This window comes from Pedobacter sp. SYP-B3415 (assembly GCF_004138205.1).
In the GTDB taxonomy this organism is placed as follows: domain Bacteria; phylum Bacteroidota; class Bacteroidia; order Sphingobacteriales; family Sphingobacteriaceae; genus Pedobacter.
Genome location: NZ_RXNQ01000035.1, coordinates 78,135 through 104,056, shown reverse-complemented (window position 1 = coordinate 104,056; position 25,922 = coordinate 78,135). Strand labels below are relative to the sequence as shown.

The following is a 25,922-nucleotide window of genomic DNA, read 5'->3' as shown; positions in this document are numbered from 1 at the left end:
ATTGTTGATCAGAATCTTATAATGAACGCATGAATTAAGCGTAACGCGTATATGTGATTTGTATGACGATTCTTGTATGTTTAATGGCTCCTCAGCATGAGCAGGTGCTTCTAAAGCCAATCAGCTTTTCGTTCACGCTTTTTTACGATTAAATCTCGCGTAAAAATGGATGCGCGCATCGCATCTGCGTGAAATGCCCCGGGGCTGCCACATATACCTGATCGCAGCTAGCAAATACGCATAAACGCCTTTATTCTAAACTGGTGGCATCGGTCTTGCGTTTCCCCGTGTACCCTGTTGTAATGATGATCGCAGTTATTAAACCGGACTGATGATGTTTTCTGCTCATTGCAGCAGGATTGCCAGGGGAAAACATGCCTTACTGTAATATATTATGAAAAACCAAAAACCACTGCTTCCCCAAAATCTACTATGTTTTTCTCACCTGCGCTGGGATTTTGTTTACCAGCGTCCCCAGCATCTTCTCAGTCGCTTTGCAAGCGAAATGAATGTTTATTTTCTTGAAGAGCCGGTTTTCGAAGAAATTGAGAATGACTATCTGGCTGCCGATGAGCGTACCGAAACGCTCACCATCCTGACACCGCATCTTTCCGCCGGGTCAGATCCCAGGCAGATACTCAGGTCAATGAAACAACTGGTGGGCGGCTTTCTTAGCCGGGAAGATCTGGAGGATTGGCTTTTCTGGTACTATACACCGATGGCACTGCCTTACACCGCAGCATACAAGCCCGCCCTGATCGTTTATGACTGCATGGATGAGCTTTCTGCCTTTGATTTTGCGCCTAAAGAGCTGGTATTACTGGAAAAGGAATTGCTCAGGATCGCTGATGTTGTTTTCACCGGAGGTTATTCCTTGTTTGAGGCGAAGAAAGACCAGCATAACAATATATTCCCTTTCCCGAGCAGTATTGACAAAGCGCATTTTTCTGTTGCAAGGGCAAAAACCGCGCAGCCGCAGGACCAGGCAGGCATAACAGGTGTGAAGCTCGGCTTTTTTGGGGTGATTGATGAGCGTTTTCAAACAGAACTGATCGGGTATATTGCGCAACAGCGGCCCGACTGGCAGATTATCCTGCTGGGCCCGGTTTTAAAGATTCCTGTAGACGTTCTTCCCCGGCATGCCAACATACATTACCTCGGCCAGAAAACGTACGACGAGCTTCCGGCGTACCTCGCGGGATGGGATGCAGCACTGATTCCATTCAAACTAAATGATTCAACGAGATATATCAGTCCGACAAAAACGCCTGAATACCTCGCTGCGGGTGTGCGCGTCATTTCGACTCCGATTCGCGACGTTGTCAAACCGTATGGAATAGAAAAACTCGTTAGCATAGCGGCCGAACCAGCAGAGTTTGTTCAGGCAATTGAACGCGAGCTTCAGCTAACCGACCGCCGTGCATGGCTGAGCCGGGTGGACGATTTTTTGAAGGATAAATCCTGGGATCATACCTTTCTGGCAATGAAAGAGCAGATGCAGATCGCCCTGGGACAGTCCGGCACTTTGATGGCAAGTTAGATGGAAAGGCCCGGACAGTCGCCTTTTCGGTCTTTCTGGATGGGTGGATTCGAGTGTACCGATCAATTAAATGTTCATGGCGATCGCGTTGATCTGCTGGCACTGACCGGTCACCTTGAGCAGGCATCGGCAGATTACGCGCTGATCACGCAAATGGGCATAAAGACCGTCCGCGAAGGGATCAGGTGGAGCCAGGTTGAACAGCAGCCCTACGTTTATGACTTTTCTGCCGTAGCCAGAATGATCGACGCCGCCCGGCTGCATGGCGTTCAGCAGATCTGGGATATTTGCCATTTCGGTTACCCGGACGATCTGAGCCCCTTGCATCCGCACTTTACCGTACGCTTTACAGCCGTGTGCCGTGCGTTTGCCATATTTTTTAAAAGCTATTGTCCGGACGAACAATTGATCGTTACGCCGGTCAATGAAGTCGGATTCATCTCGTGGCTTGGCGGGGAGGAGGGGGCAACCGCTCCGTATACGAGGGGGCTGGGCTGGGATGTAAAATATGCGCTTATAAAGGCATACATCCAGGGCATAAGGATGATCAAAATGATCGATGCAGCTGCGCTCATCATGACCACAGAGCCGGTGGTAAACATTGTTCCGCCATTAAGCGCCTCGCCGGAACAATTGATTACAGCCGCTCACGATCATGAATTGCAATACCAGGCAGTAGATATGTTGACCGGCAGAATCTGTCCGGAACTGGGTGGCAGTCCAGAACTGATCGATTACATCGGTCTGAACTTCTATTATAATAACCAATGGATCTCCGGCGAGTTTGCATTTTTGCCCTGGGCAAATCTGGAGCCCGACACCCGGTGGCGCGGGTTGTCTTCGCTCATGCTGGAAGTTTTCCTGCGTTATAACAAACCCCTGGTTCTGGCAGAAACGAGCCACCCTGGTGAGCATCGTCCAAATTGGATTGAAATGATCGGAAGGGAATGTGCCGAAGCAATGGCAGCTGGTGTCCCGTTAGCGGGCATTTGCCTGTACCCGATCATCGACCGGCCTGACTGGGATGACCTGAGCAACTGGCACCACTCAGGATTATGGGACGCTGACGCGGAGCATCCGCGAGACCGGCGGCTGGACCGGGCCTATGCAGATGCAATTTTACTTGTCCAACATCGGCTGCGGACCTGTAACTCTATCGGTTCCATGCCACTTGCAACCAGTCATAGTGACCACGCGCTGCTGTGAACATGCTTGAGACAGACACAAACAAAAAAGCCGTCTTCCTGGAGAGAAAGACGGCTTTTCTTGCAAAGATTTATTTATGCATGCGCATCGCGCAGTGCTTTGATTGCATCATGACTTGCGTTGATGCCTGTTTGCTGACTAAGCAGTACACTGCGAACATCTTCGCCAAGGTCCTGCTCCTGCAGGGCATCGCGGTAAGATTTTTTGATGGCGTCTTCGCCGCGTTCGCATTCGGCCAGAATGCTATGACGATCATCGCCACCAAAACTTGCCTTAATGTCGATCCATGCGCGGTGTAACGTTCCCAAAATGGTGTTGCCTTTTTCCGGTTCTTCGCCTGTACGGCCTACCAAGGCAGCCAGTTCAGTTACGTTGTCACGGCTTTGGGTTGATAATTTTTCGAAAGTTGCTTTCAGATCGATGTTTTCATCTTTCAGATCGTCTGCAGCTCTGCGAAAGCCATCGGCTCTGTCATTATTGATTTCAATGAGGTCATTTAATACCTCTGCGGTTCTTTCTGTGAATCCCATAGTTTCTGTTTTTAAGATGTGAAGAAACAACATATGATTGCCCGTTTGGTTTGCATGTTTCTGAGAAAATGTCGGAAGGCCTTCTTTTCGCCGCGCGGTTAATCCTTAAAAACCACAGGTGTCTGATCGCGTATATAACCGGCAAACTAAACACAGGTTTGTTCGTTTTTAGGGGAGATAAGGGGGAAATATCATGTCGATCGACTGGGAAAATCTGTTTTTGAACGGACTGGACTTTAGCTTTATTACTGAGATTGCATTGCGCACACTCATCATGTTTTTGTTTGTGCTGGTCCTGCTGCGGTCGTCGGGCAAAAAGGGCGTACGCCAACTGAGTATTTTCGAGGTCGCCATCATCATCGCGTTGGGGTCGGCGGCGGGAGACCCGATGATGAATAAGGATTTCGCCATCCTGCCATCGCTGATCGTTTTTGCCGTTATTCTGGGATTTTACCGTTTACTTACCTATGTGGCCTCGAAGAGCGAAAAGTTTGAGATGGTTCTGGAGGGAGAGCCAATGTACATCATAGAAGACGGGCAGTTTACCCTGCAGGAGGAGGGAGCTGATACCTTTGCGAAAGATGAATTTTTTGCCGAGATGCGGGTGATGAGCATTGAGCATGTAGGCCAGGTCAAAACAGCGGTGCTGGAAACAAACGGTCAGGTCAGTTTCTTTTTTTACGAAGATAAGGATGTCCGGCCCGGCCTGCCCGTACTTCCAAAACCCTACCAGAAAAAATCGCAGGAGATCCATGAGGCCGGCGATTATGCCTGTACCCACTGCGGCAAGGTCCTGCATCTAAGCGCTGCACAATACTGCCCCCGCTGCAAAAAAACAGAATGGGTAAGAGCAATTGATACCCCGCGCATTACTTAAGTCCTTCCGGATTTGCAATCCGGAAGCGCTGAGCAGCGGATCTGTGATCCGCACAAACCAGAACATTGATAGCCTAACCACCTTCCAGTCCTTCCGGATTTATAATCCGGAAGCGCTGAGCAGCGGATCTGTGATCCGCACAAACCAGAACATTGTTAGCCTAACCACCTTCCCGTCCTTCCGGATTTATAATCCGGAAGCACTGAGCAGCGGATATATGATCCGCACAAACCAAAACATTGATAGTCTAGCCACCTTCCCGTCCTTCCGGATTTATAATCCGGAAGCATTGAACAGCAGATCTGTGATCCGCACAAATCGTTTGTAGCTACACCATAAACAAATATCTTTGTCTGGCTTGATCTTGATGTCTTCATTATAGAAATTTAAGCCTTAAACAATCAATGAGTACAGAACAATGGATTTCCGAGCAGCGTACGCTGCTTAAGCTCAAAGCCGAAACGCTCGCCGTTGCAGAGCAAAAGAAGTATGGCTATCGGTTTGTAAGCAACAGCCTTGAATTTGTAGCTATCGGCAAGGCACTTCAGGGTGCTGAGCTGGATGAATTTAAGGCAAGTGCGGCAAATGTAATCGCAGCTTTTCCTGCCGCCGGTGCAGATGCTGCGAGCCGGAAGACATACCACAGCGCACTTTCAACATACAAAGGCATGTTGCTGAAGCGCCACAAGATTGTGCCCGAAGGCTACTACTTAGCTATCTGGATGCCCCTTGGTATCGCTATAGGTTTACCTTACGGTATACTTTTCAAAAATCTGGCGATAGGTGTTGCCCTCGGACCCGCAATCGGTCTGATGATTGGCGGGTTTCTCAATGCAAACGCAAAAAAGAAGGGATTAATCATCCCGACTGACTAAACGGCGTCTCCGCAACGCATGGTGCGCAGCTGAAGATTAATTGGCAGCCCGCTTTTTACGTTGTTCGGGTAAAAGATAAAGAAAGATCGCAACCAGTATCAAAAAGCCGATATTGACCAGGGTAGCGTACCGGTAGGCCGATAGATAACGTTCAGCAGAATCGCCGTTTCCCAGGTGGTCGAAAAAAATCCCGCCTGTTACGCCGACACCCAAAGCAATGGCCGTCTGCTGAAAGGTTGCATACATCCCCGAAGCTACTCCTGCAAATTCAGCCGGAATACTTTTTAGTGCCAGCGAGAGCAGGGAAGGCAGAACTGTGCCGCAGCCAAGTCCGTACACAAACAGAACAACTTTGAAAACGCCGGCGGGCACAGCGGGCGAATCAAGACACAAAATGTGACCGCTCAGACCGCTGATCATGACGACTACCCCCGCCTGAAGCATTTTTTTTCCAAACTTCGGAATAAGTACTGTGGCAAACACTGATGCAACTACGAAACCGATTCCCTGATAAACAAAAAGGATCCCGGTATGTGAGGCGGTAAAGCCAAAACCCGACTGGAACAAAAACACATTGATCAGGAAATACGAATCCTGAACCATAAAATAAAAAAGCACGGCGGCCAGTCCGATATTAAAGTCTCTAAAACCAAAAAGGCGCATGTCAATGAGAGGCTGCCGACCGCCGATTAGTTTTTTCTTTTGTACGAACCAGAAAACAGCGAGCAGCATGACCGCAAGACCTAACATAAGGAAGCTCCACATCGGCCAGTTATTCTCGACGCCCGAGACCAGCGGGTAAATCAGTGAGATCAGCGCGCATGTAAGCAGAATGATCCCTGAACGGTCTATCTTGCCTGAAACTGTTCCGCGATCCCGCGGCATATAGCTGAATGCCAATATTGCGGATACGATACCTATCGGGACGTTGATCAGGAAGATCAGGCGCCAGCCCTCGATAATGACCGACTGGTCGGGAAGCAGTCCGCCGAGAAACTGGCCGATAACGGAGGCCGCACCGCCAATACTGCCATAAATTGCAAAAGCTTTTGTCCGCTCATCGTGCTCCGGAAAAAGGTGTTGGATAAAACTGATACTTTGTGGTATCAGGCACGCGGCGCTTATACCCTGTAAAAACCTCGCTGCGTTGAGCTGCCAGGCGGTGTTGGCAACACCGCAGCCGGCAGATGTGATGACGAAGGCCAGCATGGCCCAGATAAACATACGCTTCTTTCCATAATAGTCACCAAGGCGTCCACCGGTAATGAGGAATATGGCATACCCTAAAACATAGAGCACGATGACCAGTTGCGCGTCGGCATCAGAACCGCCTACACCCGACTTGATAACCGGCAATGCTCCGTTCACAATAAAGATGTCCAGAACAGTTAAAAATACCGCGGATGAAAGGATGAAAAGCCGGAGGCTGCGGGGTGTCTGTTTAAGCATAACGATAAACCAAATGATTCGAAACAATTATTAAATTGCCCGTCAAAATTGTCGACTGCGTGCGCGGTAAACAAGTAGTTCAAAGAATGATACCCGGTATGAAAAATAATACGAATGATGAGCTTCAGTCAGTTATAATTTCAGAAAATCAGGCGTTCATGGAAGATAACAATCCGATGACGATGACACTGAAAATTATTGGGGGGAAATGGAAGCTGACGATCCTGAACAGGATCAGGGAAGAGTGCCCGATGCGCTTCGGCGTGCTTCGGAAAAAACTGGCGCACATTACCCAGGCCACATTGTCCATGCAGCTGAAAGAGCTGGAACGCGATGGCATTCTTGAACGTGCTGCCTTTGCCGAGACGCCGCCGCGGGTAGAATATAAGCTGACGCCGATAGGTAAGGAACTGATCCCGATTATGGATGCGTTATGTGACTGGGGCCGGTCGTATCAGGAGTCGGAAGTGAAGTCCTGATGTTGAACTCAATGTTGTCCGGGAAAGTGTTGCGAAAGTATTTAGCCCTTCGGTTGCCAACAAATGTGAAACTGTAGTATCAGACCGCTCACCGCCGCGGGGGCTCCTTCTTTTTCTTGGAAAAGAAGCAACCTGAGGCATAGCCGAAAGCGTTCGTACCATTAAAAACAACATACAAGACACGAACAAAACGCTCCGGCTGTGTATCTCTTCTTGCATAAAAACATCAAAAGTCCGACGGCGGCGGGAAAAGGCCCGGATGTTTTCAGCTCCAGACGCAAAACGGCGTTATGAGTGGTTATGCGCTATGGTCTTGGTTCATGATTCGTTGCTCCTTATTCCCAAAGAGTTCCCCTCCTTGGTTCTTCCCAACCTCTTTAAAACAGTGCAAGACTTTTAATACTTTTCTGCGGCGAGAAGATACAAGGCCGGTCCGCACCTATCAGTGGCAGTAAGCAGGCAAAACCGTCATCAAAACCGCCGCCTGTACGTAAAACCCACAAACATAGAATTCAGGGGGGCTTAATTCAGAAGACTCAGGCAAATACTGTTTTGAGACTATTCAGAACGGTCTTATTTCATTCAGCCAATTTTTACCGGACAACACTAACGTTGAACTCATGATACAGGCCGAAGCGCTAGATATGTGTCATTACCAGGTTACGACAACATCAGCCAGAACGGGAAGGTGATCGAGGTCGTTCAGTCCGGTATGCGGAGCGGATACGTTCATGATCCGGATGTTTTTACTGGTGATGATATTATCAATGTTGGTGTTCGGTCCGCCAGAGCGGCCTGCAAGCGTATTGGTACCTGAAGCTGTTGCAAACCAACCCATGTTTCCGCCGTTGGCGATATTAAATCCTTCTTTCTGAAATCGCAACTGTTCCTGGTCAAGCGCGTTTATATCACCCATGCAAATAAAATATTCATGCCGGTTAAGCTCGCTGATCAGTGCATCGAGCGCCGGAATATGCCAGTCTTTCTGCCAGGGGATATGTACTGAGATAATTGTGATCGTTTTTTTTCCGATTTTTAAATCGCCGAGGATCATATAATAATCGCCCGATGATTTTTTCTGACGGATATTCTGCAAGGTGTAATTCGTCGCGATGCCATTGTAAATCCAACGTTTGCGGTCGCCAAAATACAAGTTTGCGTAATAAGGTTTCAGCAGCGCTTCGGCGGCTTGAATTGTTGAGCCCTTATCAAAGTTCTCATTCCATTCGTTCAGGCCCAGGATATCTAACGATTGCGCGCCGATCCAGCTTCGCCAGCGCATCATTTCAGCAGTAACATGACTGCCGCCACCCTGAAAGCCGCCCAATGAGCCCTGATTGAAATGGCCGACGTTGTAAGTGCCGACCCTGAGTTTCAAAGGCAGGTTGTCAGGCAGCTGGGCTATAGCATAAAGGTTTAACAGACAAAGCGTTGTTAAAATAGACGTAACTTTCATTGTGTTGCTTGGATTTGATGTCTTATCGTAGTTTCTTTTCTTGTAAACGCAGCATGTCAGCTGCAAACCGTTTGCCGTACAAATCTGCAGATTTGCTGTCAAAATGAGTCGTGTCGCCCTTGTGCACCAGACCTTCTGATGTAATAACTGATGTGTGCTTCACCCGGAGGGGCAGATTGGCCAACTCCCTGTTAAAAATGACATATCGCTGCCGGTAGGTACCGAGCTCGCCGGCAATCCACGGTAATTTACGGTTGCCCGTTTCCTTTCTGATGGAATGAATAAGCGTTGTAAGTTTTCCCAGATAGGTATTTACAGCGCTGTCCCTGCCGCTGTCGGCCTCGCCCTGCAGCCAGATCACACCCCTGACCGTGCCCTTTTTCATGGCTGTTTTGATACGGGCAAGTGCATCATCATACGGGCGGGTTTTGCTTGACTTATCATAAGCTCCCGGCGCCCACTTGTTAATAGACGTGCCGCCCACGGCGCAGGGAACGAGCGCAATCGTATCATTCGGATAGGCACGCGCCATTTCGATACCGAAACTTAAGCCCGGACCAACGCCGGCAACGTCGGGTTTATCGAAATGAATCGGATGCCTGGCTATCGTCCATGCCTTATCTTTTGTCAGCATGATCACCCGCTCATGCTGCATATTTTTATATTCAGCTGTAACCCTGCCCCGGCCTGCCATGTTCGACTGTCCCATTAACAAATAGACCTGCACTTTACCGCTTTGCGGGCCGGGCAGGGTGGCACCCATCATCCCTATGGCGACCAGGATTAGTATGGCCAAATTTCCTATTCTCATTATGTACGGCGTTTGAAATAATTTAAAAGTGCCTCGGGCCGGTCGGTTTGTATAATTGAGGTGTTCATCTTTTTCATCCAGCCCCAGGATTCATCGGGTTGATTTTCCTCGACAGCCCGATCATCATGATGACCGCCGGAGGTTTCGGGCCAGATGCTGTTAAACCAGATGCCAAAGCCCTGTTTGCGCAGGGAACCAACCTGCCTTAACAGGGGCAGCTTGTCGTTGTTAAAGTCAAACTGAAAAACAATCTTTTTATAGGGTTTATAGCTGTTTGCAATCGCAGCTGCATCGGCATTTGCCAGGTCAATTACAGGCATCAGGACCAGCCCTGCCGGCATATCCGGGTGTGCGGCTTTTACGCTGTCAAATGGCAGGTCTTTGGTAATATTGAGAATTACCTGATCCATGGTGCCCGTTTTTCGAAGCACAGCCACGACATCATCAAAGTACGTATACCCCTTATCAATGTCAATAATGATCTTGTCTTTTGCTTCGCGCATCAGCTCTTCGAAAGTAGGTACACGGTGGTTGGTAGCATGCCCGGTTCCGTTACGCAGCCACATTTTTTTGATGTCGGCAAGGTTCAGATCTTCCGGTTTCCCTTTGCCTTTTACGGTGCGGTCAATCGTTTTGTCATGCATGACGATGAGATGTCCGTCTTTGGTTTTCTTCAGGTCGATCTCCATGATGTCAACACCCATAGAGATGCAGTTTTTGAGGGCCTGAATTGAATTTTCGGGCGCATTACGCCAGTCGCCACGATGTGCGCAAACCAACGGTTGGCTATGAGCCGGGTTAAATATCGAGGCCATTTTAGCCTTGACAGCGGTTGCAGACTGTGCACAGGCACTCATGTAAAAGGCGCCGGGTAAGAGCAGGGCTATGATGATTTTTTTCATGATGGTTATATCCTATGGATGCAGATTTTTACTTTTCAGATAGTAGCGCAGTTCTTCGGGATGGTCTGTTTCGATGATCGTGACACCATGGGTAATGAGCCGGCCCCAGCCCCGTTCGGGGTCTTTCAGTGAAACAGCGTCATCCCAGCCGCCACAATAGTAGGGACGTGTTGACATGACCCATACATGGTATCCGGCGCGGTTTATGGGCAACATGCGGGGAACGATGAACGATGTGCTGTCTTTAAATTTAGCCTGGAATACAACAGGATTTACCCGGGTTTGAAAACGTTCTGTTTTCGCTGTCAGATCGCCACGCAGGCTGTCGCCTTCCAGGGCAGGAAAGAAATGCACCGTACCTGCTGCCGCCCCGTATGTTTTTCTGAACTTCTTGTGATTTAGCCCAACGCGGAAAGAAGCCTGCCTCGCCGTACCCGTTTCCCGCAATAGATCCAGGATCCTGTCAAAAATCTGCTCTTCGTTATATTTATCGACTTTGATAAAAACTTTTCCCTTCATAACCAACAATGCTTCTTTCAGTGTAGGTACGCGGTAACTGGTCAGCCGTTTGTTTTTATCCCGCAAACAAAGCCCTTTAATTTCTGCCAGTGTATAATCGCTGACCCGCCCTTTGCCATTGGTACACCGGTCAAGCGTCTGGTCATGCATCAGGATGAGCGCGCCGTCTTTTGTTTTGCGCACATCGACCTCTATAAAGTCTGCCCCGAGTTTCAACGCTGCGCGGATCGCCTCGAGGGAGTTTTCGGGAAAGCGGTGCCAGAGCCCGCCCCGGTGCGTTGCGATTAAAATTTGCTTGTCTTCGCCTCTCCGGCGGATGGACGCAATATCCTGCCGCACAACATCCTGCGCAGCAGCAGACAGCGACAAGGCAATGCCAAGCAACAACATTAAACCGCTACGTAATAGCCTGGACATACGCATGGTTATGGGATGACCAGGTCTATCGATTTCACAACCTGCACTTCCTGCCCCGAAGTCACATTTGTAGCCACAAAGACCGCCTTGTATTTGCCGGGTTTTACATAGTTAAAGGAATACGATGTCAGGGGCAGTTCTATCCGGTTTTTGATGGCGAACGGTCTGTCAGGTCCGTTGTCAGTGTCTTCTGTGATCTGAAGGGCGGGCGAGACAGCCCAGTCTTCAGTAGGCTGCGAAAAGTTAGCAGCGCTGTTGTTTCCCCGCAAAATTATCTGTGTGGTTGTATTGCTGGAACGGCCTGACTCCACCGGACCTTTGTGATACATGTTCCATGGACTTGCCGACTGGCTTCCAAGCACATTGACACCCAGATCTGTGGTGCGGGCCAGCAGGTAGTCGCGTATGCGCCACTGTGTATGCCTGATCGCGGTTGTTTGCGGGGGTGTAACATATTTAAAGGCAATGTAGAGCGGTTTGCCTTTTTCAAACAGGTCAGACATATCTGCAGTGCCTGAAGGCAGGAAGTTATCAGTTGTAACAAGCGGAGAAAGTTGGAAACGGTCAGATATATCTTTCCAGGTTGCCGCCTGTACAGCCTCGTCTGTCAGCTGTCCGCTAAAGTTGGTCGAAGCAACTACAGACAGCTGATTGTTCAACGCGGCGGTCCCGCTGTTGAGTTTACAATTTGAGCTGAAAGACATCTGGACATTTTTAGTTTTTACAATCCTGCCGTCTTTGAAGGCGTAATCTCTCAGCGTTTCGCCTGAGTAAAAGGAGACCACATCAGCATTGCCGCTGAAAGTAAAGGTTACGCTTTTTACGGCATTTCCGGCGCTGTCAATAGCGTTTTTTACGCTATAGCCGGTCACTTCAAAGCCGGGTGCGCTTACGTCCATAGATTTGTCGCAGGCTGCTGCAAACAGTAACAGCAGGCTCAACAGGTATAAATAAGTCCTTTTCATAATAAATTCTTAGAAGCTGATGTTTACCAGCCGGGATTCTGTGTCAGTTTTCTGTTCAGGGATAAATCGTGGGTGGGTATGGGCCACAGGAGGTGTTTCTGATCAATGAGTTGCAGTGAGGGAACCACGTTTTTTGCATCAGAGGGCACACCCGAAGCGCTCTGATATTCAGCGCCTACCGCTTTCATGGCAAAGAGATAAGTGCCCCAGCGTATCAGGTCGTACTTACGCAGGGACTCGAAGCACAACTCCCGGGAACGCTCATCTTGTATAACCTGCAAAAAGGCAGTCCTGTCGGCATACTGGCTGGCGCGCAGGTCAGCTGTTGCGTCTGCTGTTGCCGGATTTTTCCCGTAACCGCGTCTGCGTACCATGTTTACCGCATTGACCGCCTCAGCGGTTGGTCCGCTTAGCTGGTTCTCCGCTTCGGCGAACATAAGCAGTACATCGGCATACCTCAGAATCGGATAGTTGATGGGTGTATAACCTTTTGATTTTGGAAGGAATACCTCATACTCGCGGCGGTACTTGCCCGCATCCCGGTTCCAGATGGCGCTGGTGCTGTAGTTGACTTTGGTACTGGAGTTGACCGGCGTATACTGAAACGGCGCAATGGCCCAGTCGCGGCGCAGATCCCCGTTACCATATAGACGGTACAAGCGGGCGGTGGCCCGCACATTTGCATTGCTGTTGCCAACCTCATCGCCCGTATTGCGGATGCCGATGTAATTGCCAACCAGACCCGCCTGGCGCGGTCGGTCAGTACGGTTACCATAAAACTCTACTTCCCAGATGGATTCTTTTACATCATACTTGTCGGCTGCATAGTTGATAAATATCTGCTGGTATGACGGGTTAAGGGTATGTTCCTGCGAATCCATGATCTTTTTTGCCCAGTCGCGCGCATTCTGATATTTGGAAGCATCGTTAAGCGGTGCGCCCGCCCAGTAAAGATAAACCCGGGCCAGGATCCCAGCTACGGCCGATTTATTGATGCGGCCGCCAAAACCTACTGTTGTCGCGGTAGGAACGAGATTGTAAGCGGTTTCCATATCTTTTGTGATCTGGGCATAGACAACTTTTGAAGCGCTGCGCTCGATGTCATTGTTGAGCGGTGAGGTGGTGGATGACAGTTTGAGCGGAACATCGCCCCAGTTTGATACCAGAATGAAGTAGTAATAAGCCCTCAGGAACATTGCTTCGCCCCGGGCAACTTCTTTTTTAGCCGGGCTCATATCTGCGCCGTCTATTCTTTCCAGCATCAGGTTCGCCAGGTTAATGCCTTCATACAAACCAGACCAGAGGTGTGAGATGGCCGGCACACTCGCATTGTAAAGAAACTGGCCTACAATGTTACGGTCAGGCCCCTTGCGGTAATAGCCGTCATCGCCTTCGGTTCCCATTGCGCTGATATAACTGGCCGCATAAAAAGGCTCCTCATTCCGGGTGTCGGCCATGACGCTGTAGATACCTGCGAGTGCCGTGTTGATCTGTGTTTCGTTCGTATAATAGTACTCCGGCGACAGGAAATCTTCAGGCTGCGTGTCGAGAAATTTTTTGCATGACCCGCTGGTAATCAGAATAAGAAGGAGCAGGAAAGTATATGTCTTTTTCATAAAATCTTGTTTAAGTGGCTTAGAATGCTGCTTTGAGTCCGAACACGAGTGTACGTGAATGTGGATATGCAGAAAAGTCAAAGCCGGGTGTGAGGGTCGAGTTTTGAACGGATACTTCAGGGTCCAGACCCGAATAATTTGTCCAGGTATACAGGTTCTGTGCAGATGCGCTAAGAGCGAGGGAGCGGATCTTTGCCCTGCGAATGAAAGCCAGCGGAAGTGTGTAACTCAGGGCCACGGTTTTCAGCCGCAGGTAGGAGCCGTCTTCAAGTGTTCGCGATGACATGACCTGGGGACCGCCGCCGCCGGCACGAAACAGTTCGTTGGTCTGGTTTTCAGGTGTCCAGCGGTTGGCCCAGCTTGCAAACTGATTAAAGTGAGGCGTCTCCGTAATGTTTCCCTCGAAGATGAGGCGGTTTGCATTCATGATTTTGTTTCCGTAAGACCATTGCATCAGGATACTCAGGTCAAATCCCTTATAGCTGAAGCTGTTCGAGAACCCGCCGACATGCAGCGGGATCGCGTTTCCGATCACCGTTTTATCGTTCGCATCAATCACGCCGTCCTGGTTAATGTCTTTGTATTTGATGTCGCCGGGTTTAATGGCACTGCGGATGTCGCCGTTTGTGGGTACGCTGGCCCGCAGGATGTAGGTGCCCGGCGAAGGCTGGTCGAAATCGCTGTACTGATACACGCCGTCCCAGATCAGGCCATAAAACATCGCCGCGGGTTTTCCCACCTCGGCAATATAGAGCGGCTCTTCAGCCATACGGCTTACAAAAGACCTGATGTTTGAAAGCAGATTGGGCTGATTTTCGGCAAGCGCAAGGATTTTGTTCCTGTTAAAACTGATGTTGAAATTACTTTCCCAACTGAACTTTGGTGTGTGTATGTTAACTGTATTAAGCGTAAATTCCCAGCCTTCATTACGTATTTTGCCAATGTTCTTAAATGAATTGCTGAAGCCTGTTGTGTAGGGAAGCTGAGCGTTAAGCAGCAGATCGTAAGTGGTTTTGCGGTACCAGTCCACAACCAGGCTTACCCTGTCTTTGAACAGGCTAAGGTCATAACCTGCATCAACCTGGCCGGTGCTTTCCCATTTCAGGTTCGGGTTGCCCAGGCGCGTGATGTTTAAACCGTAAAGCCGCTGGTTGTTGAATGAATAGCTGGCAAGATCGTTCAGGTCTATAGCGGCCAGGTAGGCGAAGTCGCTGACGCGGTTGTTGCCGGTAAGTCCGTAACTGACGCGAAGTTTGGCATCACTGATAGCCGGAATTTTCTTCAGAAAGGGTTCCTGGCTCATGCGCCAGGCGAAAGCGCCTGAGGGAAAATAGCCCCATCTGCGTCCGGGTGCAAATTTCGAGGAGCCGTCGGCCCGCATGGTAGCTGTCAGCAGGTACCTGGATTTAAAATTATAGTTAACCCGGCCAAGCACCGAAGCAAGCCGGTTGCTGCTGGCATTGGTTGTTGTCTCGAGTGGTGTACCTTGTGCCAGGCCCGCTATCCCCAATGATTCGTTCGGCACGAGGATAGCCGAAAAGCCGTTTGCGGTTGATCTGACACCCTGGAAAGTTACCCCGCCCAAGACTTCCAGGCGGTGGCCGCCGCCCAGTTTTTTATCCCAGGTTAGCGTGTTTTCATTGAGCCAGTCGGTATTTTGCCCGTTTGCAACGGAACCGTTTATGCCGTTAATGTTGTTAACCCGTAAAGGAGTGCCCCGCACCGTTTGAGAATTATAGAACTCCTCATTGCGGCTGAACCATGTATTCAGGCCGCCCGTTATCTTAAGTGTGAATTCTTTCGACAGGTCGTAGCTGGCATATGCGTTCGCGGTAAGGTTGTTTATCTTGCGCTGCCGCAGTGTGTTTTCGGCCGATAGGATGGGATTAATGCGGAAATCGGATGCCGGATCAACGCCATTGTCCAGCAACTGATCCTCCAGGCTTAAGGCATCGGCATCTGAACCGGTAACCGGGCGGTAGCCCCATACCGAATAAAGCAGAAAACCGCTGATGGTTGTATTTGAGGTGGCCGATGTACGGCCAAGCAGCTGACCATAGGTAAACTGGTTGCTGTAGTTGACGTTGACACCGGTTTTGAACTTCTTACTAAACGTTTGATCTAAAGAGATGCGACCCTGGTAGCGTTCGAAACCGCTGTTCACCACGACGCCGCCAGCATTATACATGGAACCCGAAATGGCGTATTTCGTTTGATCAGATCCGCCGCGCATGGCCACGTTATGGATTTGTGTTATGCCGGTTCTGAACAGCTTGTCCTGCCAGTCTATTCCCTCGATGTCCCTGTAATTCTCTACGGTCCTGTTGTTGGTGAAATAACCCAGCTGGTCGGGCCCGGTTCCATAGCGCTCATATTCGTATTTTACAAATTCGTATGGACTGAGCATATCCATGGTCTTCGGCGCAGTTTCTGTACCTAGGGATGAATTCAGGCTGATAACGGCTTTACCGGTTTTTCCCTTTTTTGTTTCAATTACGATCACGCCGTTTGCAGCCCGGGCACCGTATATGGCGGTGGCTGAAGCGTCTTTGAGAATGTTGATAGACTGGATGTCATCAGGATTAATGCCCGCCGTCTGCAGGTTTTCGATCGGGAATCCGTCTACCACATACAGCGGCGCGTTCGATTGGGTAAGCGAGTTATTTCCCCTGATGACGATGTTCATGCCCGAGCCGGGCTGTCCGTCTTCGATCGATGATACCTGCACACCCGCTATGCGACCGGCCAGGGCCTGATCAAAGGATGCAACCGGCGCTTTGGCCAACTGTACCACGTCAACGCTGCCGACCGCGCCGGTCAGGTCTTTCTTTTTTACCGAACCATAACCTATAACCAGGACTTCGTTCAGGTCTGTTGCTGTCTCTTTTAGTTGCAGGTCAATGAGATCTTTGGCGCTGATTGCAACTTCGGCCGTGAGATAACCTACATAACTGAAAATGAGTGCCCGGTCGTTTTCCGTTACCTGGATACTGTAAGTGCCGTTGGTGTTGGATAAAACTCCTGTTGCGGCACCCTTTATCTTAATGCTCACGCCGGCCAGCGGCTCGCCTCTGCTGTCTGTTACGCGCCCCTTAATTGTTCGGGGCGGCAGTGGCTGTTCTTTCCGGGCGCCGCTGCTGCGCAGAAACAGGATGATCGAATTGCCCTGCTGCGTGTACGTCATGTCTGTCGAAGCGAGTACCTGGCTCAGAACGCCCGCTACGGTAGCCGTTTGTTTTTCAACAGATATATGCTGATAGCGGCTGACGTGTTCTGTCGGATAGGCAAACTGGAAACCGGACAAGGCGGATATTTTACCGAGCGCCTCTTTCAGGCTTACGTCATTGAACGATACCGTAATTGTTTTTGTATTTACGCTTTGGGCCCGTCCGGTGTTTGCAGATAATAATTGGAGGGTCATTAGCAAAATAACTACCAGGCAGGCACTTATTTTCATATAAAAGAGGAGAATACGATTGATACTCAAAGATCCGGGCACATAAATGCCTTTCTTGCAAAAAAGATTTTGCATAGTTTTGTAAGGTTAAAATGATGAACATTATTTTGACTGAACTCCTCGGTACGCTTCCCCAAGCAGAGGAGTTTTTTTGTGACGTTAAACGCCGTTATGTTATGGTGATCTGGTCATAACGAATAATTTATTTAGCGGTTACCCCGCAGCCTTCGCCACTGATGTAGTAACCTCCCTTTTGTTTTTTGAAACTGGCACCGCGCGTCAGGCAGAGCACATGAAGTGCTTCCTCAATGGTCTCATTACCCGAAAAGGCTATGGTTGTCGGGCAGTTTCGCAGGGCCGGATCAAACTCAACAGGCGTTTCAAAACGTTCTGCCAGCCGGTCTGCAATGGCGCCGAAACCATCATTATCAAAGGAAAGGTTCTGTTTTACCCATTTCACCTCGTCAGTTGCGTCAATATTCTGGCTCAGTACGCTTGCGCTTTTGCTGCTGTAAACCATCTGTTTGTCTGGGGTAAGAACTGCCAGCACCCGGGTCTTATCTTCTACGCGTACTTTTCCCCGGGTAACCGTTACGGTAATCTTTGCCTGCTCAGGATAGGCTCTGATACTGAAGGCCGTGCCCAGAACCCGCGTGCTTAGTGCGCCTGTGCGTATAATAAAGGGCCGACTTTTGTCGTGGCTGATATCAAAGTAGGCTTCTCCGGCAAGCGTTACTTCCCGCGTTTTCAGGTTAAATGACGCGCCATAGTTTAGCCGGCTGCCTGCCTTCAGGATTACCCGGCTGCCGTCTGGCAACTGAACAAACCTGTTGTGAGCGGCCTTTACTACCTGAGCATGCTGTGCGGTCGCATCCGCCGAAGGCTTGAATCCGGTATGGCGGAACAAGACAATGGCTAAAGTTATACCCGCCAGCAGGGCCGCGGCCACCGGGATGTATCTGCGTAAAGAAACACGTTTTGGAGTTGAAGGCATATCAATACGTTGCCTGAAATCAGTGAGCATCTCATTGGCAAGCCCCTTCTCATCGATGGGCGCCGCATCGGCCGGCAGGTCCAGTTCATTGTACCAGCCTGATAAAGCACGAAGCTCATCATCCGTACAGGTGCCTGCCCGGTACTTTTCCAGCAAACGCGATAGTTCATGCTCATTCATCCTGGGATTCGTTTTTATGTGTATTAACTTCAGCAAGCCCGAACCGTTACCCGCTTTAAAAAAAAATTTACAGCCGCCCAGCCCGGTTTTAGAATTTTATTCTGTGGTAATATTGGCTTAATCTTTTTACGCTTAATTTGCTTTACCGGTCGACTGATAATATATTCGTGAAACCAACAAACTCCAGCTTAACAAGTAATTATGAGTAAAAAGCTAAGTGCCGAGGCTATGGCCATGCTTTGCGATGCAGAGCTGGTAAGTACATGGCAGGAGGGAAGGGATGAGGCTTTTGAAGTTTTATATCTGCGGTATGTGCCCGGGCTGGTGAACCTGGCTGCAAAAAAAACCGGCAGCCGGGAGTTGGCCAAAGAAATGGTTCAGGACGTTTTTTTTGATTTTTATAAACGTAAGTTACATCTTGACCCGCAGGGGGCTATAAAAGCCTATCTGCATCATGCACTGCGGCACCGGGTCTATAACTATTACCGGGAGGTCATGATCAGGAAAAAACACGAAGCAAGTATAGTGAGGCTTCAGCAGGCCGAAGAGAACCGGACAGAAACCGACGTTAATTACCACGAGCTGCAGCAGCTTCTTCGGCATGGCGTTAGCGGGTTGCCGGTTAAATGTCGCGAGGTATTTGTGCTGAGCAGGGAAGAGCACCTGTCAAATAAGGAAATCGCCAGCCGGCTGAATATTTCTGTAAATACTGTAGAACAACACATGCGGAAAGCGCTGCAACGCCTGCGCGGGTCAATGCAACACTATTTAATGTGGTTACTAGCTATGGGCAGCGTGTTTTTAGGTCGGTAACCACCATAATCAGCAGTCCCACCGGAACTCCTGCGTCGGGAATATCTCCGCTTAAAAAGCATCATAAGTAATATGTGACTGGGCATACCTGATAAAGGCGCCAAGCTCCTCTGGTCGTGTGGAAAGGTTGTCTGATTGGCCTGTCAGATATGAATTTACTGCTTCGCGAAGTACGGATCGGTGCTCATCAGGCAGACGCGTCAGCAACCAGCCCGCTGCCAGCTCCTTCGCGGTGATTTTTCCCGTACGGGCGGTGTACCAGATTCTGGCGATGGCCAGGACAATATTCTGCTCATCGCCTGCCCAGTCTTCGGGTGTTTGCCACATGCCAAGCGTGTGCGCCAGGGCAACCCTGACGTCTTCGTGAGGTACTGGCTCAAAGAACGTCTCGGCCGGCGGACCAAAAACAGGAATACTATGTTCTCTGATTTGTGTAAGCAGGAGGCCCAGATCAATGTCGGCAAGCTCCGGTTCGATGATGCCAGCAGCAAGATCGTTTCGCAGCCATTCGCCAAACTGCATCTCGCGGATTGCAGGCGACCGCCAGGGCATGATTTCTTTCTCACTGACCACGGTTACTTCCAGGGCACGTTTAGCGGCATCGCTTTTTGGCGGGGCCGAATGGTTTAAGAGTTCCAGCATCAATGCATGCCGGGTTACATCTGTCAGTTTGTTTCCGATCGTTACGAATAGATCGATGTCGCTTTGCGGCGCCATGTTTCCGTGAGCAGCGGAGCCGTAAAGGTGTATAGCCCTGACATGCGTAGACAGAAAACGCATAATGGTATTGCAGGTAAGCTTAACCTGCCCGGCGATAGCTGGAGGGATGATAGGTGTTGACATTGTAGTGCGTGGTTAAAGATACCAAACTACGGGAATAATGGCGGGCGGAGAATTATCCGATGGCGGAGTCCCGTATAGCATGCTCAACGTCCTTCACCGGCAATAGCATACTGGGTCGCGTAAGCCTGACTTCACCCGGCAGCCGAGGAAAAAAGCCTCAAGAACCTGCAAGTGAAGGCTTTTGTGCTGTGTCATAGGCTTCTTAGAAAATGATGCCGAGGGATACTCCGAACAACTCAATTTCTTAACTTTACTCCACAGCAATGAAAGTATTGGTCACCGGTTCGGCAGGGAAATTGGGTTCAGCGGTCATGAAGAAATTGAGGTCTGCTGGCTTAACCGCGGTTGGCGCCGACCTGGTCGACAGCCCTATGACGAATCTTGTACTGGACGTTAAAGACAGTACTGCTGTTGATAATGCGTGCAGGGGGATAGATGCCGTCATTCATACAGCCGCCCTTCACGGCAGGCATTATGAGCTCGGCTTTGAACGTAAAGCGTTTATCGATACGAATGTTTACGGAACATTACATTTGCTGAACGCTGCGGTAAAGCACGGCATCTGGCGCTTTTTGTATGTCAGCACGACATCTATTTACGGCCATGCCATGGTTGATCCGGAAAAGGCTGTTTGGGTTGATGAAGCCCTGGCCGAACAACCGAGGGACATCTATGACATCAGCAAACAAACGGCTGAACAACTATGCAGGGATTTTTTCTATAAAGAAAGATTGTGCACATCCGTTTACCGCGTTGGCCGGTTCCTGCCGGAAGAGCCAAACCTGCTAGCCAACCACCGGCTGTATCGCGGCCTCGATGAGCGGGATGGAGCAGAAGCGCTGTATCGTGCACTGCATCAGGATTTCAAACAATTTGAGATCTTCAATATAGCGGGAAGCAGCCCGTTTACAAAAGATGATCTCATCTTGCTAAAAACAGACCCGGTGTCTGCAATTACCCGACATTATCCGCATGCAGCAGAAATTTACCGTAAGAGAGGGTGGAGGTTTCCTGATAGCATAGACCGGATTTATGTAACCCGGAAAGCAGAACGAATGCTTGCTTACAAGCCCAGGTATACATTTGACTACCTGCTGGCGCCGGAAAAGAATAGCGATTAACCGGCAATGGCGCTATAAAATACAAGACAATTTCTCGCTGCTTTCCAATCCCACCGCCGGTTTCACGGTCTGTTCTAAAAGGTAGTCTTGCAAAAACATGCCGGGTCCCGGTTACCCTTTTTTTAAAGGTGATGATGACAGTCAACTGTTGCACGATCAACGCAGTCCTAGACAGCTGTCAGATTGCCATTTGCCAGTTGCGGTTTATTCCTGGAAATCGTTTTATGATACAATTCTGCGGTTTACATAAACACTTTCTGCACAACCGGGTTTATGCACTATGGTCTTAAAAATTCTCGGCTACCTGATCTATGCGGTCGTTTTTACCTACTGTTACTTCTTTGTGAATAAACGGTTAGCAACCCGGTGGATCCTCATAGGCTACCCGCTGTTTTTCCTAGTCAGCATTTACCCTGTTAAGATCTGGTTCGACTGGATCAGAACGATTTACAGCGACGCATTTGCGGATACCTGGTTAAAGATTATCCTAATGTCTATCGCCGGATTTACACTTTTCAACTTTGTCTACGGCGTGGTGAATCTGATGGTGAACGCCCAGACAGGCTTCCACAAACGGCACGGGCAGCCCGGACTTAACCCCGTAAAGTTTGTAATTAACCACGAAGCTACCATTAAACGAGGCTACCACCTGTTCTTTTATACCGGCGGGCTGTTGCTGATTGCTATCGCGTTCTGGAAGTATTGACCTTAATATAATTAACACGAAACGGTATTAGCGTCGAGGAATGAAGCCGTCGCTTTACCCAGGAAATTCAGAATGATAGCAGGACCGACAATTGCTGTTAAGATCATTATATGATTTTTCCGCTAGTGAAGTCTTTTACCGTTCAGGATTTATTTGAGTGATCTTTCGGCAGGAATCTTGACATTTTATGAACAGTTAAGAAAAGGCCGGTTGCGAAAAGCAGGCTACCCAACAAACTGACTATCCCACCCAAGGTGTAATAAAAAGTTATGCGATCGGCGGTCAGTGCATTGTTTTGCGCGTAATAAGGCATGTAATTAAAAAATACAGCTATAGCCAGCACAATACCCGAGCCTATAGTCAAAAGTATCGCATCTGGCAGCGCGATCCTGATAAGGTAATAGAGGCATATCGCAAATATCAACAAGGGTGAAATAAGCGGGATCAGTGACTGAAGTATATCTAATGGAGTCATCGGGTTGAAACTAACAGTTGAACGAATATTTCGTATAACAATCGAAAATTCTTTGGGTTTCACTTACTGCTGAACATGAACATATCGTTTGGATATATCTTAACAGAACTTTTCCAGCACGTTCTTCAAACGGGTTAAGCCTTCCCGTAACGTTTCGCGGGGGCAGGCTATATTGATACGCAGAAAACCTTCACCCGCTGCGCCGTACATCGCGCCGGGGTTGACCCATAATTTTTCCTGTTGCAGAAGTAAGTCGGCCAGATCTTTCGACTTCATTCCGGTCTGACTGCAATCGAGCCAAACCAGATAGGTTGCTTCGAGCTGCACCACCACGATCTGGTTTAAATGCTTCTCAATAAATGCCTTCAGCATCCGGTAATTTTCAGCTATATACCAGTTCAGTTCGGCAACCCACTCATCACCCTGTGTATAGGAGATGGTCAACGCTTCGCAAGCCATAAGGCTGGGCGTTCCTGTGCCCTGGGCCCAAAGCTGTCTTTCGACGTTCTTTCTCAGTTCACTGTCGCTGATAAATAGATAGGCAGCGTGTAATCCCGAAAGGTTAAAGGTTTTACTGGCCGCCCCGCAGACAACAAATGGAAGATTTTGACCGGTTGCAATTTTGAGAAAGGAGATGTGCCCTCTTTCATGCGCCACCAAATCGCAATGAATCTCATCTGATATAACATAAACGCCATGTCTGGCGCATATCGCTGCAACCTTTTGCAGTTCGGCCTCGGTCCAGGCCCGGCCTATGGGATTATGGGGATTACACAATAACAGGATTTTTGCTTTATGCGAGCTTGCTTTACGTTCCAGGTCTTTAAAGTCCAGCCGATATGTGCCGTTTTCATAAATGATGCGGTTTTCTAAGATTCTGCATTTGCCGCCGTTAACGACATCAAAAAAATGATTGTAGGCTGGTGTTTGAATAATCACCTCGTCGCCCGGATCAGTTAGCGTAGCAATTATTGCCGAAACCGCTGCAGAAACGCCGGTTGAGGCTAAGATCCAATCTTTTTCAACTGTACAACCGTGTCTTTTTTGCCACCAATGTATAATCGCCGCGTAGACTTCGTGGGGCACCATGTTGTAGCCGTAGTTCCCCTGCTTAACTATTTGGGTAAGCGCTTCAGCCAGCGGCGGAAAGGTTTGGAAGTCCATGTCAGCAATCCACATCGGGAGTATTTCCTCTGTCTCATTGGCATCCCATTTTATGGAATGCGTACCTTTCCTTATTCGTATCTGATCAAAATTGTATTTCATTTGTTATAGATTGCCCTCGGGCTGATGCTTGGATTCCAGAATATTTTTGCCATTCCATTCCCGCGACTGCTGCCAAAGGCTGGTTTGCTGTTGAACTTTTTAAGAAAGTGGCCGACACTTATTGTAGCGAGGTGTTATCGACAAGCCTGATTCCCGTAAATTGCCACTGATGTTTGGCATGAAAGAAATTTCGATAGGTATGCCTGCTGTGGCCTGCCGGTGTTGCCTCTGAAGCTCCTCGCAAAACCATCTGGTTCACCATGAACTTACCGTTATACTCACCCACCGCACCGGTTTCCTTCCTGAATCCGGGATAGGGCAGGTAAGCACTCCCGGTCCATTCCCAGCGTTGTCCCCAGGAAAATTTATCAGAGGCCACTTCCCATTCAGCTTCCGTAGGTAAACGCATATTTTTCCAGGACGCATAGGCAGATGCTTCATAAAAGTTTACATGGCACACCGGCGCATCCAGGTCCAGATCCTGCAAACCGGCGAGGGTATAATGCATCCATTTTCCATCCAAAAAATGCCAGTAAAGCGGCGTTTTTGCACTTTCCCTAACCCAGTCCCATCCTTCAGCGTGCCAATGACGGAAATCTGTATAACCACCGTTTTCTATAAACTCCAAATATTCGCCATTGGTAACCAGGCTGCTTGAAATGTCGAAAGTCTCGACATAAACTTTGTGACGGTTTTGCTCATTGTCAAAACAAAAGCCATCGCCATTGTAACCAATTTCATAAATCCCTTCCGGCACGTTGACAGTTGTTGGGGCTTCTGAATGACAATTTTTGGCCGCAAAATCAGCAGAATACACCGGAAACAGCGGATTGTGACCCAAAATATATTTAATGTCTGTATACAATAATTCCTGGTGCTGTTGTTCGTGATTTAATCCCAGTTCGAGTAAAGCCCTGACAGCAGGCGTCAGTAAGTCGCCTGATAGAAACTCCCGCATCTGCTGATCTACGTATTCCCGGTAGCGGAAAACCTCTGCAACAGAAGGGCGGCTCAGATTCCCGCGGTCTGTTCTGATCACCCTGGCACCAATCGTTTCATAATAACTGTTAAAAACAAAGTTATATTGCGGATCGAACACATTGTAACCCGGATGGTTGGGCACCAGAATAAAGGTTTCGAAGAACCAAGTTGTGTGACCTAAATGCCATTTGGGCGGGCTCACATCGGCTATAGGCTGCACAACATAATCTTCGGTTTGCAGAGGCGCACAAATATTTACGGAATGATTCCTGATGGCAGAAAATCGCCTCAGTAATTCGGTTGTATCTGTTGATTTGCTAACAGTTTCTATCATGTTGTATCAATTATTTTATCCAGGCGGCATCTACGAACCAACCCTTCGAATCTTCGATCGTTGTTAACGATTTAAAATCAGATTCGTCAGCCAGAGCAGCTATTTCCTCCGGCGAAAACTTCTGCGAAACTTCGATGTTAATGAGCTCGTTCTGGCCGAAAGAGACGGTTAAACCTCCAATGGCAACTTTCTGTTCGCTCAGGCTCACCAGATAACTCCGGCATGCGCCGGTAAGCGGGTCGTAAGTCTGGTAATGTTGAAACCGGCTTAAATCAAAATCAGCTTCAAGCTCACGATTTAACCGGGTAAGGATGTTCAGATTGAATGCGGCAGTGATGCCTGCCTGATCATTGTATGCATCAAGGATGGTATGCGGATTTTTGCGAAGGTCGAATCCGATCAGAACGATATCGCCGCTGGTCAAATTCTGATTTAATTCCATGCAAAATTTTCTGATTTCATCCCATTCCATGTTGCCGATATTTCCGCCCAGAAACAAAACGACTTTTCGTTTTGACGAACGCGAGGTTGCCTCGGCAAGCATGTCGAAATATTCTCCTTGTAAGGGTTCAATTTTCAGATCAGGCATTTCGTTTCCTAGTCGATCCGCTAGTTTCTCCAGGATATTGCCAGAGATATCGATAGGCCGGTAGGTAAACTCAATGTCGTGTTTCAGCAGGTGTTGTAAGAGGTAAGCAGATTTCATCGCATCACCCGCGCCAAGTTCAATCAGGTCAAATGGCCGGGGATCTGCTGTGATAATAGCTGCAAGCTCTGCTGTACGGTTCTGGAAAATATCAAGTTCACATTTCGTCAGATAATATTCGGGCATTTTCATGATGTCCTGGAAAAGACGATCGCCGGCTGTATCGTAAAGATATTTCGATGGAATGCTTTTGCTGGAATGTGTAAGTCCGGTCAGTACCTCCCGCTTCAATTTTTCGGTCGCGTTAAAATCAGTGTCCATCCGTAAACAACTGGTAAGCTCTGTATTTGTTTGTTGCATTTAATTGAATTAGGTAGTTCTGCAATTCCCTGCGGCGGAATTACTTTCCATCAATTCATGCGCCAATGTTATTGATCCGGCGTGAATGTGGAGTTTTAATGTGC

The 25,922-nt window shown here is 48.9% G+C and carries 23 protein-coding genes; 9 read left to right on the top strand and 14 right to left on the bottom strand.

From position 1 onward, the window contains the following. The first annotated feature begins 394 nt into the window (after positions 1-394). Both EJV45_RS16645 and EJV45_RS16640 read left to right on the top strand, forming a co-directional pair. Positions 395-1,540: a glycosyltransferase gene (locus EJV45_RS16645; RefSeq protein ID WP_129717455.1), complete on the top strand. Its 1,146-nt coding sequence runs from the start codon at positions 395-397 to the stop codon at positions 1,538-1,540. After that, positions 1,541-2,746, top strand: a complete 1,206-nt coding sequence (locus EJV45_RS16640; RefSeq protein ID WP_205942410.1) for an amine oxidase — start codon at positions 1,541-1,543, stop codon at positions 2,744-2,746. It begins immediately after the preceding gene. Positions 2,747-2,820: 74 nt separating this feature from the next. Here the strand turns inward: EJV45_RS16640 and EJV45_RS16635 are convergent, their stop codons facing one another. Continuing rightward, entirely contained in the window at positions 2,821-3,276 is a 456-nt protein-coding gene (locus tag EJV45_RS16635) for a PA2169 family four-helix-bundle protein (RefSeq protein WP_129717453.1), read from the bottom strand. 193 nt (positions 3,277-3,469) lie between these two features. On the opposite strand from EJV45_RS16635, the gene EJV45_RS16630 reads away from it, so the two are divergent. The 3 genes from EJV45_RS16630 (at position 3,470) to EJV45_RS16620 (ending at position 5,028) form a co-directional block, all read left to right on the top strand. Continuing rightward, complete coding sequence (locus EJV45_RS16630) at positions 3,470-4,153, top strand: YetF domain-containing protein (protein ID WP_129717451.1); 684 nt, start codon at positions 3,470-3,472, stop codon at positions 4,151-4,153. A 43-nt stretch (positions 4,154-4,196) separates the two neighbouring features. Next, positions 4,197-4,481, top strand: coding sequence for a hypothetical protein (locus EJV45_RS16625; protein ID WP_129717449.1), 285 nt, complete (start codon positions 4,197-4,199; stop codon positions 4,479-4,481). 76 nt (positions 4,482-4,557) lie between these two features. Next, complete coding sequence (locus tag EJV45_RS16620; protein WP_129717447.1) at positions 4,558-5,028, top strand: hypothetical protein; 471 nt, start codon at positions 4,558-4,560, stop codon at positions 5,026-5,028. Between the two features lie 36 nt (positions 5,029-5,064). On the opposite strand, the gene EJV45_RS16615 is transcribed toward EJV45_RS16620, so the two are convergent. Beyond that, positions 5,065-6,477, bottom strand: a complete 1,413-nt coding sequence (locus tag EJV45_RS16615; RefSeq protein WP_129717444.1) for an MFS transporter — start codon at positions 6,475-6,477, stop codon at positions 5,065-5,067. Between the two features lie 98 nt (positions 6,478-6,575). On the opposite strand from EJV45_RS16615, the gene EJV45_RS16610 reads away from it, so the two are divergent. Beyond that, positions 6,576-6,956, top strand: a complete 381-nt coding sequence (locus tag EJV45_RS16610; RefSeq protein WP_129717442.1) for a helix-turn-helix domain-containing protein — start codon at positions 6,576-6,578, stop codon at positions 6,954-6,956. Between the two features lie 652 nt (positions 6,957-7,608). On the opposite strand, the gene EJV45_RS16605 is transcribed toward EJV45_RS16610, so the two are convergent. The 8 genes from EJV45_RS16605 to EJV45_RS16570 form a co-directional block, all read right to left on the bottom strand. Further along, positions 7,609-8,412, bottom strand: coding sequence for an endonuclease/exonuclease/phosphatase family protein (locus tag EJV45_RS16605; protein WP_129717440.1), 804 nt, complete (start codon positions 8,410-8,412; stop codon positions 7,609-7,611). 22 nt (positions 8,413-8,434) lie between these two features. Beyond that, the gene (locus EJV45_RS16600; protein ID WP_129717438.1) at positions 8,435-9,223 is read right to left on the bottom strand and encodes a sialate O-acetylesterase; all 789 of its coding nucleotides are present in this window, start codon (positions 9,221-9,223) and stop codon (positions 8,435-8,437) included. Beyond that, positions 9,223-10,125: a glycerophosphodiester phosphodiesterase family protein gene (locus EJV45_RS16595; protein ID WP_129717436.1), complete on the bottom strand. Its 903-nt coding sequence runs from the start codon at positions 10,123-10,125 to the stop codon at positions 9,223-9,225. Before EJV45_RS16595 ends, EJV45_RS16600 begins: the two co-directional genes overlap by 1 nt. 12 nt (positions 10,126-10,137) lie before the next feature. Further along, positions 10,138-11,061: a glycerophosphodiester phosphodiesterase family protein gene (locus EJV45_RS16590; RefSeq protein WP_165305091.1), complete on the bottom strand. Its 924-nt coding sequence runs from the start codon at positions 11,059-11,061 to the stop codon at positions 10,138-10,140. Positions 11,062-11,069: 8 nt separating this feature from the next. After that, entirely contained in the window at positions 11,070-12,026 is a 957-nt protein-coding gene (locus EJV45_RS16585) for a DUF5017 domain-containing protein (protein WP_129717432.1), read from the bottom strand. 23 nt (positions 12,027-12,049) lie between these two features. Beyond that, a complete protein-coding gene (locus tag EJV45_RS16580; protein WP_129717430.1) occupies positions 12,050-13,642 on the bottom strand; it encodes a RagB/SusD family nutrient uptake outer membrane protein in 1,593 nt (530 codons plus the stop codon). 19 nt (positions 13,643-13,661) lie between these two features. Next, the gene (locus EJV45_RS16575) at positions 13,662-17,063 is read right to left on the bottom strand and encodes a TonB-dependent receptor (protein WP_240755315.1); all 3,402 of its coding nucleotides are present in this window, start codon (positions 17,061-17,063) and stop codon (positions 13,662-13,664) included. 238 nt (positions 17,064-17,301) lie between these two features. Then, on the bottom strand, positions 17,302-18,273 hold the full coding sequence (locus EJV45_RS16570; RefSeq protein ID WP_129717428.1) for a FecR family protein: 972 nt from the start codon (positions 18,271-18,273) through the stop codon (positions 17,302-17,304). 201 nt (positions 18,274-18,474) lie between these two features. Between EJV45_RS16570 and EJV45_RS16565 the strand changes: the two genes are divergently transcribed. After that, positions 18,475-19,086 carry an RNA polymerase sigma-70 factor gene (locus tag EJV45_RS16565; protein WP_129717426.1) on the top strand — a complete coding sequence of 204 codons (612 nt, stop codon included), beginning with the start codon at positions 18,475-18,477 and terminating at the stop codon, positions 19,084-19,086. A 51-nt stretch (positions 19,087-19,137) separates the two neighbouring features. On the opposite strand, the gene EJV45_RS16560 is transcribed toward EJV45_RS16565, so the two are convergent. Further along, the gene (locus EJV45_RS16560) at positions 19,138-19,929 is read right to left on the bottom strand and encodes an aminoglycoside adenylyltransferase family protein (RefSeq protein WP_129717424.1); all 792 of its coding nucleotides are present in this window, start codon (positions 19,927-19,929) and stop codon (positions 19,138-19,140) included. A 263-nt stretch (positions 19,930-20,192) separates the two neighbouring features. On the opposite strand from EJV45_RS16560, the gene EJV45_RS16555 reads away from it, so the two are divergent. Beyond that, positions 20,193-21,050 carry an NAD(P)-dependent oxidoreductase gene (locus EJV45_RS16555; protein WP_129717422.1) on the top strand — a complete coding sequence of 286 codons (858 nt, stop codon included), beginning with the start codon at positions 20,193-20,195 and terminating at the stop codon, positions 21,048-21,050. 280 nt (positions 21,051-21,330) lie between these two features. After that, entirely contained in the window at positions 21,331-21,756 is a 426-nt protein-coding gene (locus tag EJV45_RS16550; RefSeq protein WP_129717420.1) for a hypothetical protein, read from the top strand. A gap of 574 nt (positions 21,757-22,330) precedes the next feature. On the opposite strand, the gene EJV45_RS16545 is transcribed toward EJV45_RS16550, so the two are convergent. The 3 genes from EJV45_RS16545 to egtD form a co-directional block, all read right to left on the bottom strand. Beyond that, complete coding sequence (locus EJV45_RS16545) at positions 22,331-23,497, bottom strand: MalY/PatB family protein (protein WP_129717418.1); 1,167 nt, start codon at positions 23,495-23,497, stop codon at positions 22,331-22,333. A 118-nt stretch (positions 23,498-23,615) separates the two neighbouring features. Then, on the bottom strand, positions 23,616-24,812 hold the full coding sequence (gene egtB / locus EJV45_RS16540; protein ID WP_129717416.1) for an ergothioneine biosynthesis protein EgtB: 1,197 nt from the start codon (positions 24,810-24,812) through the stop codon (positions 23,616-23,618). 10 nt (positions 24,813-24,822) lie between these two features. Continuing rightward, positions 24,823-25,818: an L-histidine N(alpha)-methyltransferase gene (egtD, locus tag EJV45_RS16535; RefSeq protein ID WP_240755314.1), complete on the bottom strand. Its 996-nt coding sequence runs from the start codon at positions 25,816-25,818 to the stop codon at positions 24,823-24,825. Positions 25,819-25,922 lie beyond the last annotated feature (104 nt).